The following is a 13,232-nucleotide window of genomic DNA, read 5'->3' as shown; positions in this document are numbered from 1 at the left end:
TCATGCGGAACTCGGTTGCTGCGGGTAGTGCTCATGGAGGTGTGCCTCGAGCTGAGGCCAGTTCATCGCCGCCGACGCCGCGAGCCCTGCCAACCACCTGCATGGAGTCGAGGCGTACCGCCCGAACCTGCCGTCGAGCGTTTGGGCGTACGTCGCGACGACTCCGTGCTTCGCTCTCGACAGCATGACAAGCAGTACTCGCTCCTCCTCGGCCAGGGCAGGGCCCTGGTTCGAGCGCCGTCCCGGCAAGTGTCCTTCCTCCAGGCCCGGGATGAAGACCCAATCGAACTGCTGACCCTTACCCGTGTGCGCATTCAGCAGATGGACCCCGGGTTCGATCGGAGCGTCATCTTCACGCACGCGGAACCGTTGGAGGGCCGAGCGGACGCCGGTCGCACCACCTGCCTGTAGCTGCACAAAGGCGTCCTCGATCTGCTCGATCGTGTCGACGTCGCTCGGATCGATGGTGGCGACGATCCGCTCGCGCGCATGGTCAAACGAGATTGTCTTTGGCATTCCGGCGACAGCTACGCGTATGCGCTCAAGGATGTCCGGGTCTTCGATCGCAAGGTCCCAATGCCTACAGGGGACATCCGTCATGCCGGCGAACGCCTGATCGATCTCGCGTCGTCGCCATCCGGCCCGCGCGATTACCCCGACCGATGCAGTTGGGTCCGCTTTCACGATCTGTGCACTCAAAGCGGCTACGAATGTGGCTTCATCATTCTTCGTCGGAAAACGAAGTACAGACGATGCTCCCCCGTCTGGCCACGCATCTGGATCGGCCGCCTCGAGAGGCGCTGCGCCCAAGCGACCCGACACACCGTTGAGCATGGTGAGCACATTGGGCGAGGAACGATACGAAACCGTGAGCGGGACCGGCTCCCCACAGATCTCTCGTAGTTGTGCCTCGACTTGGGCTGGCTCAGCACCCGCCCAGGAGTAAATCCCCTGCAGAGGATCACCGACAAACGTGCGGGATTTCGCACACGTTGCCAGGGCGATCGCAAGCTGCTGCGGTGACAGGTCTTGAAACTCGTCGACAAGCACCGCGCCAAAGTGCTGCCGATACAGATTGGCCACCTCGTCGATGTTGAGCAGCCGCTGGGCGTGACGGAGGAGGTCCTCGTAGTGCAGCTCATTGGCGAGGATTCTGTTGAGTTCGACCCTCTTTGCGAGTTCGTTGCCCGGCGCGCTCAGCGCCGCCAGAACTTCTTCATCACTCAGGGGTGCGCGCTTTGTCTTCGCTAGCACCTGCGATGCAGCGTCCCGCGACGCAGCGTCATTCGACACCGCAGCGAGAGCTGTACGAAGGGTCTTCGTAGTGGGCATCTTCAGATCCTCCACCGGAAGCCCGACTGTCCGGCCATGCGCCAGCACCACCTCGGCAGCGTGGCCGTGGAAGTTGTGCACGGCCACGTAGCGACGGAATCGCTCTCGGCCGAGGTGGCGCCTGAGGCGGTCTCCGAGGTTGGCCTTGGCACGGTTGGTGAACGTGAGCGCCAGAATGCGTTGATGCGGAGCGAGTCGCGGAATCAGCTCCATTGCCCGCAGCGCGAGCAGCTCGGTCTTGCCGCAGCCTGGCGGAGCAATTACCAAAAGATTCGGCTGCTCGGTCGCCGCTGCGAGTCGCTGAGGGTCGATCTGTTGGGTCATCACGCTTGCCCAATGGCCTTGAGCTGCGTGAGGAGGTCGTGAACACTCACGATCTTGGTTGCCGTTGCCAGGTCGAGCTGGGACGCGATAGCGACAGCAGCAGTGACCTTGTCCTTGCGACAGTAGACAGCCATGGCCTCTGCCGTGACGTCTGCAATTGAGGACACTGCCGCGGTCTGGAGGATTGCGGCTTCCTTGCAGTAGCCAGCGTCGATAAGGGCCTGACCTGTGCCGGGGCCCGTCAGAGCTTCGCAGTACTCGGCTTCAAGGTCCGGCACTGAAACGAAGAGCGTCTGGCCAACCACGTCAGCGGGCTTGCCTCCGATTTGGCCGAGCCAACCTCCCTTCTCAGCGTCATCAACCAGGCCCAGCATCGGAACGTTGAAGCCATGCGCGCCGATCAGTCTGTAGACGTGCGGGAACTTCATGGCGCCATCCAAATCGAAAACGACTGCGCCGAGTCGATCGAGGTCGACACCCATGAGGCGGGCGACGGCCTCGACGATGACACGGTCAGAGGCGCCCTCCACAACAATGGCGAAGCGGGCCGTCAGCACCTCGAGGAGACGCGGAGACCACCAGTTCGCCCGCAGTTTCTCGACCGCGCTGAGCTTGTCCGGGGCTAACTGGTGGCAGACCCCGTCGGGGCTTACTGCAATGACTTGGGAGGGTTCGAACCGCTGCACGATGAATGGCGAGTGCGTCGCCAGAATCTTCTGATTCGCGGCGTCACCAAACAATTCAGCCAGCGTTCGCTGACTAGAGGGGTGGAGATGGAGTTCGGGTTCATCGATGGCGACGACGTTGGCCGTTCCCTGTGCGAGATCGAACAAGGTCATGGACATGAGCTGCCGCAGACCATCAGACTGGTCGGCGATCGGGACGTACTCGTCATCACGATCAAAGAACATCGAAACACTGCCCAAGACGCCGCCCTCGGGATCGGCCGCGGTACGCACCGCGAGATCCTCTTTGCCGATCGTTTTCGGCATCGCCTTGGACAGGTGCCTTGCCACGTCGCCTCGCAGCTGCGTAAGCCGAGTACTCGAGCCAAGCTCGTTATTGAAGTTTTCCAGCAACCCGGTCAGAACCGTCTTCTCGGCGCCGAGATCGATCGCCTTCAAGAGCGCTTGCAAAGCGCTATTGGGCCCGTCGAGAGAAGCCGCTGATGTACCTCGCGTCGCCGGAAGGTAGCGCCAGGCGAACGCAGCCATTTGGTCGCGGGTCGGCGTGCGCTCGTGACCGGACTCCGGGAACCAACGTCGGATGGTGACTGCTTGGTCGTCGTCAGGGTCCAGAGCGATTACAAGTTGAACCCGCATTGATTCGGATTTGTCGTGCGCGTCGACACTGATCTCACGGTGGAAGAGCGTCCGCTCAGGGTCGCTGAACCCGAGGAAGTGAGCCTCCACAACGAGGTCAGCCGCCGTGTCAGCTAGGTCGGCCACGCTGGCCTGCTGATAAAGCTGCGCGGTCGTGCTACCGAGAAGCAGGTTGAGCATACGGAGTAGCGAGGACTTCCCGACATCGTTGGCCCCGACGATTACCGCATGCCCCCGCACGTCGACCTTGAGGTCCTTGATCCGACTGTGGTTGGTGATCTGGATTCGACTCAGTCTCACGGTTTGGTTGCCTCTCAGATCCAAACGACTTGGGGCGTCAGGCAGTACGTAACAGTAGATCTGGTGTGGGGCCTTTACACCGCCTGGCCGTTTGGGCGGCCGGCCTCTGAAGCTCCAACGACGGTGCTCTCGTGAGACTCCGGGCTCGCCTCAGGCTTCGGAACATGTGGCTCCAAGCGATGGTTGTCCATTGACTGCTGGTTGTCCGGAGCAACATTGATGGTGGCGTCGTCCGCCACTTGCTCCTTGATGGCCTGCCAGCGCTCTTTGCCCCGGAAGTAGTTGTCCACGCCCCAGCCCGCAACTCCCAAACCCAGAAAGAGCGCCAAGGGCCGGGGGAGAACGGACCACCCCGCCACCAGATAAATGGCTCCAAAAAGTGGCGCGTACACTGCCCGGCCGAGGATGCGAATCTTTACTGGCACCCGGCTTACCGCGTTCCTGAAGTGAAGTGAGACATGAGGCGCGAGGATGGCCACCGCGAGCACCCACATGCTGACGGAGATCAGGGCGTTGGCATCACGATCTGTCCCCGAGACGACCCCCGTTAGGGCGACGACCTCGCCGGTGACTCCGGCGAACAGGGCGACCAAGATGAGTCCGGATTGGCCGATGTGTGCCCCTCTGTTCACAGGGTCGGCAAGAAGCGCGAGCACCAGCACGGGGATGATCTGAGCAGCGGCCTCGGCGAAGGCCTCCGGGTTTCCCATGGCGCCGGAGCGTATCCAGAGGCACCGACATCGACACGCCAAACGCGAGAGGACTCGCCCGATACCCACCTTCAACTGTGGATCACACCGCCGCTTAGGCGGCCCACAGCACCTGACTGCGAACCCAAAGACGAGTTTGTGACCACGCCAGCGATCAGTGCTCCGGTGTCGGCGCCCGTGGCTACATTGCCTACATTCGCAATGATGGCGACGATAGGAACAGAGATGACCCAGCACGTTGATGGCTCGTGGTCTGGATGGGACGGTGACACCATCGTGCAGCTCACAGACGGATCTGTATGGCGGCAGGATGAGTATCACTACGAGTATCGGTACGCTCACCGACCCAAGGCGACGGTGTCGAACGGCAAGATGCTGGTGGAGGGCATGAGCCGCGCTATCCGGGTCCGCAAGCTGGCATAGGATCCGCACGGTTCGCTCCCCGCGCTGTGAGGGGTTGCCGTGGCCCGCAGGTAACGCCATTCCGTTTCGATGGGCGTGACCGCGGAGCATCCTTTGCCACACTGATACGGTCGGGGCAGACCGCATCTCCCGTATTTGTCTGTGCCGCCCCCTAGATTTGCGGTGTGCCGATCGTCGTCCACCGCAGCGACCGCCCAGAGGCCCTCGCCGATGGGCTCGCCGCGATGCTCCGCGAGGACCCTGGCGACGTCTTCGATCCGGAGTGGGTCGTCGTTCCGGCGCAAGGTGTCCAGCGCTGGCTGACCCAGCGGCTCTCGCACGTCCTTGGCGCTGACGCCGGCGACGACGGGGTGTGCGCGGGACTCGACCTTCGCACCCCCGCGTCACTGGTGAGCATGCTTCTCGGACGCGATCGCGATGACCCGTGGGTTGCGGACCGTCTCGCATGGCCGACGCTCGCCGCGGTCGATGAATGCATGGGCGCGCCAGGCTTCGACGCGTTGACTCGGCACCTCGGCGGCGGTCCCCGGGCGGGCCATCCCCAGCTCGAGTGGCTCCGCCAGGCTCGGCAAACGCGCCGATACGCCGTGGCACGACGTCTTGCTGGACTTTTCTCCGCGTACGCGCGGCAGCGCCCGAGCATGCTCGCAGACTGGGAGGGCGGCGGCGCGGGTGATGGGTGCGGCGGGACCATCGACCCCGACCTGGCCTGGCAGCCTGAGCTCTGGCGGCGCGTCCTCGCCCAAGCCGCCCGCCGGACCGGAGCCACCGAGTCGCCATCGGCGCGTCACGCCCGAGTTGTCAACGAACTGCGCAATGGCAGTGTGCAGTTCCCCGCTCCCGGACGCATCAGCCTCTTCGGGCACACGCAGCTTCCGGCGTCCGAGATCGAGCTGCTCGCCGCGCTCGGCGCCTCCCGCGAGGTCCACCTCTGGCTCCCCCACCCATCACCGGCGCTGTGGGAGACGCTCGCAGGGCACACAGAGCCCGGTAACACCATGCCGGGCTCGGCAGGGCGCGCTGACGACGACAGCGCGAGCTACGCCCGCCACCCACTCTTGGCCACCCTCGGACGCGACGTCCGCGAGCTCGAGCAAGGCCTGTTGGCGGCCGGCGCGACAGCGGCGGACTCCTTGCGGTCCCCCGATGCCCTCGACGTCGCCTCAACCCGACTCGCCCTCCTCCAAGCGGACATCCGCGCCAACCGCGCCCCCGACCCGACCCGCCCACTCGCTGCCGACGACCTGTCAATGCAGGTCCACTCCTGCCACGGGCCCTCCCGTCAGGTCGAGGTCCTGCGCGAAGTGCTCACCGCCCTGTTCGAGGACGACCCGACCCTCGAGCCACGCGACGTCCTCGTCCTGTGCCCCGACGTAGAGCAGTTCGCGCCGCTCGTGCGCGCAGCGTTCGGAAGCACCGTCGCGACCCCTGCGGGCACCGCGCGCCACCCCGGCCACAACCTGCGCGTGCAGCTCGCCGACCGGCAACTCGCCGCGACGAACCCGCTCGTCGAGCTCGCCCAGATCGTTGTCGGCCTCGTCGCCGGACGGGTCACCGCATCAGAGGTGCTCGGTCTGGCAGCGCACGAGGCGGTAGCCCGCCGCTTCCGGTTCGACGAGGACGACCTGGCAACGCTCGGCCACTGGGTCGCCGAGTCCGGCGCCCGCTGGGGCCTTGATGCCGCCCACCGGGGCGAGTACGGCCTGCGCGACCTCGCGGACAACACGTGGGCGAACGCGTTGGACCGGCTCGCGCTCGGCGTCGCCGTAGCCGCCGACTCCGACGCGGACGCCGCCGCGAACGCCCCCATCGACGACATCGGCAGCAACGACATCGCCCGCGTCGGGCGCTTCCTCGAGCTCCTCGACCGGGTACGTGCCGCCGCCGAACACGTCCGCCAGCCCTCCCTACACGGGGGCACGCCCGGCCGGCTCACCGCCGGCGAGTGGACCGACTGGCTCCGCGAGACGGTCACCTCCCTCGGTGAGGTCGCACGCGAGGACCGCTGGCAGCACGCGCAGTTCCTGTCCGAGCTCGCGACGATAGCCGCCGGAGGCGAGGGCCTGCCGCTACGCCTCAACGACATCGTGGTCCTGCTCGGGCAGCGTTGGGGAGCCCGGCCGACCCGGGCGAACTTCCGCACCGGCGCGATGACGGTCTGCACGATGGTTCCAATGCGAACCATCCCGCACCGGGTCGTCGCCATCCTCGGCCTCGACGACGGCGCGTTCCCCCGCTCGCCTGTCGTCGACGGCGATGACGTTCTGGCCCGTCGGCCCCTCGTCGGTCAGCGCGACCCCCGCAGCGAGGACCGGCAGCTGCTCCTCGACGCGCTCATGTCAGCCTCCGACCACTTCGTCGCCCTCTACTCCGGGCACGACGAGCACACGGGGACACGGCGGCCCCCGGCCGTCCCGCTCCAGGAGCTCATCTCCGCAGCCCGTCGGACCGGCCAGGCACCCGCGACGTCGGCGGACGCCAACTGGGTCGTCCGCGCTCATCCCCTCCAGGCCTTCGACGCACGCAACTTCGGACCCCAGCCCCCGATCCCTGGCGGCTCCTTCGACCGGGCCGCCCTCGAAGGGGCAGTCGCGTTGAGCGCGCACCGGCGCAGCGGGGACACGACCCGGCCGCTCATGGTCTCTGAGCCCCTCCCCGTCCAGCCAGTCAGCGCGCTCACCCTCGAAGAGCTGACCCGGTTCTACGAAAACCCCGCCAGAGAGTTCTGCCGCCAACGGCTCGGCATCGCCGCCCCGCGCGAGGACGACGAACCGACAGACCACATCCCGATCGGCCTCGAAGGGTTGGAGACGTGGCAGATCGGTGACCGAGTCCTGCGGGCGGTCCTCGCCGGCGGCGACATCACGACCGTCCTGGAGCGCGAACAGCAGGCCGGGTCCCTGCCACCGGTCGCGCTCGGCCGCCGGCTCCGGCAGGAGATCGCCGGAACGGTCGCTGCCATCGCACGCGGCGTCGACACCGGGGCTCGGCGCTCCGTCGAGGTTCGGATCGACCTGCCGTCCGGCGTGCGCGTCACCGGTGTCGTGAGCGGCGTCGAGGACCACCGGCTCACCCTGACGACCTACTCGACCATCTCCGCCAAGCACGAAATTGTCGCCTGGGTGCGCCTGATCGCGCTCGCCGTCGCCGAGCCGGAAGGCGCGTGGACTGCCGAGCTCATCGGCAAGAAGGGAAGGGCGCAGCTGACCGCTCCACCCGCCGACCACGCCATCACCCTGCTCGACGGGCTCGTGAACGTTCGCACGCGAGGTATGCGCTACCCCCTTGGGCTACCGCCGAAGACCGCCCGAGCCTTCGCGGTGCAGGCAGTGCGCGGAGACCATGCGGCTATTCAGCAGTCGGCGTTTCGGGCCGCCGACTCCGAGTGGGCCGGCCGCTTCCCCGAACGCGACGACCGCTGGTGGGCCCTCCTCCTCGGGCCGCAGGCCCCGCTCGAGCATCTGAACCACCTGAGCACGCTCAGCTACTGGGCGCCGCGCGTCTGGGGTCCGCTCCTCCAAGCAGGGGGCCGCTCATGAGCAGCGCACTGCCGCCATTCGACATCTGCGGACCGCTACCCACCGGGACGACGCTCGTCGAGGCGAGCGCTGGAACGGGCAAGACATGGACGCTCGCTGCGCTCGTGACCCGATACGTCGCCGACAAGGCCCTCCCGCTGGAGCAGTTGCTCGTCGTCACCTTCTCCCGGCTCGCGAGCCAAGAGCTGCGCGAACGCGTGCGGCAGCACCTCGAAGGGACCGTCGAACGGCTCCAAGCGCGGGCACGCCCGGATGACGACGAGCTCGTTCAACATCTACGTCGCGGGCCCGATGTCGACGTCGAAACGCGCATAAGACGCCTGCGGGCGGCACTGGCCGACTTCGACACAGCAACGATCGCCACCATCCACCAGTTCTGCCACCTCGTCCTTCGCGGCCTCGGCGTCGCCGGCGACTCCGACCCGCACGCGACGCTCGTTGAGGACCTGACCGAGCTGCGCCGTGACGTCGTCGACGACCTCTTCCTTGCCCGCGCCGCCCGCGGAGGCAACGCGCCCGACTACGCGGCAAGCAGCTCGGATGCCCGGATGGCGCTGGACCAGGCCCGCGCGCCGCTCCGGCCGCAGGACGCGTCGCCACTCGTCGAGGCGCGCCAGGACTTCATGCGTGACGTGCGCGTCGAGTTCGCCCGGCGCAAGCGTCGAGCCGCCTTCCTCGGCTACGACGACCTCCTCGCCGAGCTCGCCGACGCGCTGGAGGACGAGGATGGCCCCGCACGCGTTCGCATGCGGCAGCGGTGGTCCGTCGTCCTCGTCGACGAGTTCCAGGACACCGACCCAGTCCAGTGGGACGTCTTCTCCCGGGCGTTCGCAACGCCCGGCAAGACCCTCGTTCTCATCGGCGACCCGAAGCAGGCCATCTACGGCTTCCGCGGCGGCGACATCCACACCTACCTCACGGCCGCGCAGACCGCGACGACCGCATGCAGCCTACCGACCAACCGGCGCTCCGACGCCTCCCTCGTCGACGCCCTGCAGGTGCTCACCTGCGGCGCCGAGCTGTCGCCGGGAATTGAGGTCCACCCGATCCGGGCGGCCCTGACCGGGCGGCGCCTGGCCGGCGCCCCGGACAACAGCCCGGTCCGTTTGCGATTCGTTCGCGGCGAGGACCGGATCGTGATGCCAGCAGCTCGGCCCCTCATCGCGGCCGATGCGGCAGCGGACATCGTCGCCCTGCTCGATTCAGGTGCCGAGTTCGACGGGCGTCCACTCGCTGCCCGCGACGTCGCTGTGCTCGCCAAGACGAACATGGACCTACAAGCCGTTCGCGCCGCCCTGCGAGAGCGCGGGGTGCCGTCGGTCCTCGTGACGAACGAGTCCGTCCTGCGCAGTGAGGCCGCGACGTGGTGGCTCGTCCTGCTGACCGCCCTCGAGCAGCCGCACCGGCCCGAACGCGTCCGAGCCGCATGCCTGACGCCCCTCATCGGCTGGTCGGTCCCGCACCTCGACGGGCTCGGGGACGCCGCGACCGACCAAGCCGTCGAAGGGGTCCGCGCGCTCCTCACGGCATTCCACCGCGGCGGGCTGCCGGGAGTCCTCGACGTCCTGCGCGGCGACGGGCTCAGTGCACGGATCCTCGGGCGCGTCGGCGGTGAGCGCGACCTCACCGACATCGAACACTGCGCGCAGGTTCTGCAAGAGCAGGTGAGCGCCGGCCGCCCGAGCCTGACCGCGCTCGTGACCTGGCTGCTGCGCCAAACGACCGAGGAGTCGGAGGGCGGGTCGGGCACCCGTGTCATTCGTCTGGACTCCGACGCCCACGCGGTCACCCTGTCGACTATTCACGCGAGCAAAGGCCTGCAGTACCCGATCGTCTACACGCCCTTCCTCTTCAGCAACTTCATCAGGGTCGAGGACCCGGTCGTCGTCCACCAAGGTGGCGAGCGGGTCATCGCGTTCTCCGAGGACCGCGGTGCCCGGGCGGCGGCACGCATTGACGTCCAGGACGAGGACCTGCGCCTAGCCTACGTCGCGATGACGCGCGCCCAGTCCCAGCTCATCCTCTGGTGGGCGGCCACGGCGAACACCCCCGACAGTGGGCTGCACCGGCTCCTGTTCGGCCGTGCACCGAACCTGGACGCGCTGGCCTCCTACCTCGCCACGCCGCCAGCGCAGCGGCCCGTCGCCGCCCTCGATCGCGCGGACAGGGAGCCGCGCGGCCTGACGGCAGAGGCGATGCTCACAGCGTGGGCTGACGCCGGCGCCTTCAGCCTCGCAGCTGTCCCGGACGAGGTCCCCCTGTTGCGGGCGCACCCACCCGAGGAGCAGGCCGACGCCCTCACCGGACGAGACTTCACCCGAACCATCGACCGGAACTGGCGACGCACCTCCTACAGCGCACTCGCAGCCGCTGGCGAGGCGAACCCCATTGGCGACGTCAACTCTTCCGGCGACACCGAACCGGAAACCGACACGGTCGGCAACAGCGACGAGCAGGAAGTCGTCGTCGCCGACCTCGCAGGTACCGGAATCCGCTCACCGATGGCCGGCCTGCCAGTCGGTGCGACCTTCGGCTCGCTCATCCACGCCATTCTCGAAACGGCCGACCTGCAGGCCGAAGACCTACGCGCCGAGCTTCTCGAACGCATCAGCGACGAACGCCTCCGATGGCCGGTCGACCTCGACGCCGACGAGCTTGCCGCAGCTCTCCAGCTCGTCTGCGCGACCCCGCTCGGGACAATCGCCGACGACGTCACACTGCGTGACCTCGCCCCCAGCGACCGGCTCGCCGAGATGGACTTCGAGCTGCCGCTAGGGGGTGGGGACCTGCCCGGGACGGGCTCCCTACTGCGCGAGCTCGGCGCCCTTATGCGTCGCCACCTCCCAGCCGAGGACCCGCTCCTGCCCTACGCGGCAAAGCTCGAGACGCCCGACTTCGGCAACCAGGTGCTCCGCGGCTACCTCACCGGATCCGTCGACCTACTCTTCCGGCGCGGCGGACGCTACTTCGTCGTCGACCACAAGACGAACTGGCTGGGCGCCCCCGAGTCCGAACCCACCGTTGACGACTATGCACCGGACCGGCTCGCAGCCGCGATGACGCACACCAGCTACCCGCTCCAGGCGCTCCTCTACGCGGTCGTCCTCCACCGTTACCTACGCTGGCGGCTGCCCGGCTACGACCCTGAAACCCACCTCGGCGGCGTGCTCTACCTATACCTGCGCGGAATGGCCGGGCCGGACACCCCACGAGTAGACGGGTGCCCGCACGGGGTCTTCGCGTGGCGCCCACCCGCCGCGCTCATCGAAGAGCTGTCGGCGCTGCTCGACGGGTCCCACGCAACCGCGAACGCCTCCGGAGACGACCGATGACCGCCCCCGCCAACACGAGAGGCACCGACTCGACGACCGGGCCGCTCGCGCAGCTCACCGCTGCAGGCGTCCTCGACGACGGTGACTGCCTCGTCGCGACACGGATCGCCCGGCTCGTCGGCGAGGAAGACGACGCAGCGGTCCTCGCCCTCGCACTCGCCGTCCGCGCAGCCCGCGAGGGTAGCGGCGCGCTACACCTCGACAGCGTCGCCCGGCTCACACCACACCCGACCGAACACGACCCCGACGACAGCGACCAGCAGGACGCAGACCCTGCCGCCGAGCCGACAACCCTGGCACACGTCATCGACCTGCCGGAACCGCAGGCATGGCTCCAAGCCGTCGCCGCCAGCCGCCTCGCCGCCCGCGGAGTGCTTCACATCGAGTTCGGCCTCGTGCAGCTCGACCGCTACCGCGCCGACGAACGGCTCATCGCAGGCTGGCTCGACTCACGCTCACCCGACCGCCTCAAGAGCATCGAGGCCACCGTGCTCGAGGACGCGATCTCGGCCGGCCGGCTCAACGACGCCCAGGTCACCGCCGTACGCGCTGTGGCCGCGCGCCCGACCACCGTCCTCACCGGCGGCCCCGGCACAGGCAAGACGTGGACGGTCGCCACAGTCCTGCGCGCCCTGCGTTTCGAGGACGGGCGAGCACCTCGCGTCGCTCTCGCTGCGCCAACAGGCAAGGCCGCCGCCCGTATGAACGAGACGCTGGAGGCCGAGCTCGCCGATGCGAGCTTCGACCCGGCGACGACAATCCACCGGCTCCTCGGGTCGATCCCACGATCTGGCACACGTTTTCGCCACGACGCGAGGAACCCGCTGCCCCACGACGTCGTCATCGTCGACGAGGCGTCGATGGTCGGTCTCGGCCTCATGGCTCGACTTCTCGACGCGCTCTCACCCACGACGCGTCTGCTCCTCGTCGGTGACCCCGACCAGCTCGCCTCGGTCGAAGCCGGCACGGTCCTTGCCGACCTCGTCCGCGGTCTCGGGCCGCGCGGTGACGTGGTCGAGCTCACAGAGAACCGCCGCTCCGTTCCCGCCATCCAGGAACTTGCCCGCGCTATCCGGTCCGGCGACCCGGATGACGTGCTCACCGTTCTCGAAGCCGGTCATCCTGAGATCGGCTTCACCGAGACCGACCAGCCCGCCCTCGGGCACATGGCAACAGTCACTGACCAAGCCCGCCACCTTCGTGCGCTCGCTCTTGACGGAGATATGGACGGCGCCCTCGCCCGCCTCGGCCGGGCGCGGTTGCTCTGCGGCCGCCGGTCGGGACCGCACGGCCTTCGGCGCTGGAACCGGCTCGTGGAGCAGTCCCTCGCCGAGGACGCGCCCGAGGTCGCCTACCAGCCCTACTACCTGGGCCGCCCGATCATCATCACTCGCAACGACCACGGCCTGGGCTTGGCCAACGGCGACACCGGAGTCCTCGTCCGTGGTCCCCAGGGCCCGCTCGCCGCGATCCAGACGGGCCAGGGCGTCCGCACCTTCTCCCCCTGGCGACTGGCCGACGTCGAAACCATGCACGCGATGACGGTCCACAAGGCACAGGGCAGCGAGGCCGACGACGTAACCGTTCTCGTGCCGGCTCTCGGGTCCCGACTCCTGACCCGCGAGCTGCTGTACACCGCGACCAGCCGCGCCCGCCAACGGCTCACGATCATTGGGAGCCGGGACGCGATCCGGAGTGCCGTCAACACGCCCATCGAACGTTCATCGGCATTGACTGAGCGGCTCCTGGAGCAGTCCCCCAACGTGACTCTGCCCAACGCCAATGAACCGTCCTAGTAGCGCACTGCCCCTCCCGCATAACGACGCTCAAGCGCCTGATCGCCACTCGGGCCGCGTCAACTGCAGGCGCGTCCCCGCCAGGGCATGTGTCTCCCGCCGCGATCCGGCGTCACGCTGAATGCACGGTCATGCCGGACACGAGGCGCCAGTC

The 13,232-nt window shown here is 67.9% G+C and carries 7 protein-coding genes; 4 read left to right on the top strand and 3 right to left on the bottom strand.

Annotation, left to right across the window (positions count from 1 at the left end; genetic code table 11):
- The 3 genes from H9I49_RS16265 to H9I49_RS16255 form a co-directional block, all read right to left on the bottom strand.
- Positions 1–1,656, bottom strand: a complete 1,656-nt coding sequence (locus H9I49_RS16265; protein ID WP_188031443.1) for a UvrD-helicase domain-containing protein — start codon at positions 1,654–1,656, stop codon at positions 1–3.
- On the bottom strand, positions 1,656–3,278 hold the full coding sequence (locus H9I49_RS16260; protein WP_188031442.1) for an AAA family ATPase: 1,623 nt from the start codon (positions 3,276–3,278) through the stop codon (positions 1,656–1,658). The genes H9I49_RS16265 and H9I49_RS16260 overlap by 1 nt, the downstream gene beginning before the upstream one ends.
- Before the next feature lie 74 nt (positions 3,279–3,352).
- The gene (locus tag H9I49_RS16255) at positions 3,353–3,988 is read right to left on the bottom strand and encodes a hypothetical protein (RefSeq protein ID WP_188031441.1); all 636 of its coding nucleotides are present in this window, start codon (positions 3,986–3,988) and stop codon (positions 3,353–3,355) included.
- Between the two features lie 225 nt (positions 3,989–4,213).
- Here H9I49_RS16255 and H9I49_RS23495 point away from each other — a divergent pair, with 225 nt between their 5' ends.
- The 4 genes from H9I49_RS23495 (at position 4,214) to recD (ending at position 13,078) form a co-directional block, all read left to right on the top strand.
- Positions 4,214–4,411: a hypothetical protein gene (locus H9I49_RS23495; RefSeq protein WP_223128808.1), complete on the top strand. Its 198-nt coding sequence runs from the start codon at positions 4,214–4,216 to the stop codon at positions 4,409–4,411.
- A 164-nt stretch (positions 4,412–4,575) separates the two neighbouring features.
- Positions 4,576–7,950: an exodeoxyribonuclease V subunit gamma gene (recC, locus tag H9I49_RS16250; RefSeq protein WP_188031440.1), complete on the top strand. Its 3,375-nt coding sequence runs from the start codon at positions 4,576–4,578 to the stop codon at positions 7,948–7,950.
- Positions 7,947–11,282 (top strand): UvrD-helicase domain-containing protein, encoded by a 3,336-nt coding sequence (locus H9I49_RS16245; protein ID WP_223128807.1) that lies wholly within the window; start codon positions 7,947–7,949, stop codon positions 11,280–11,282. Before recC ends, H9I49_RS16245 begins: the two co-directional genes overlap by 4 nt.
- Positions 11,279–13,078 carry an exodeoxyribonuclease V subunit alpha gene (gene recD / locus H9I49_RS16240; RefSeq protein ID WP_188031439.1) on the top strand — a complete coding sequence of 600 codons (1,800 nt, stop codon included), beginning with the start codon at positions 11,279–11,281 and terminating at the stop codon, positions 13,076–13,078. The genes H9I49_RS16245 and recD overlap by 4 nt, the downstream gene beginning before the upstream one ends.
- Positions 13,079–13,232: the final 154 nt, after the last annotated feature.

The organism is Terrabacter sp. MAHUQ-38 (assembly GCF_014518425.1).
Lineage (GTDB): Bacteria > Actinomycetota > Actinomycetes > Actinomycetales > Dermatophilaceae > Terrabacter.
This window is presented reverse-complemented; position numbering and strand designations above follow the sequence as displayed.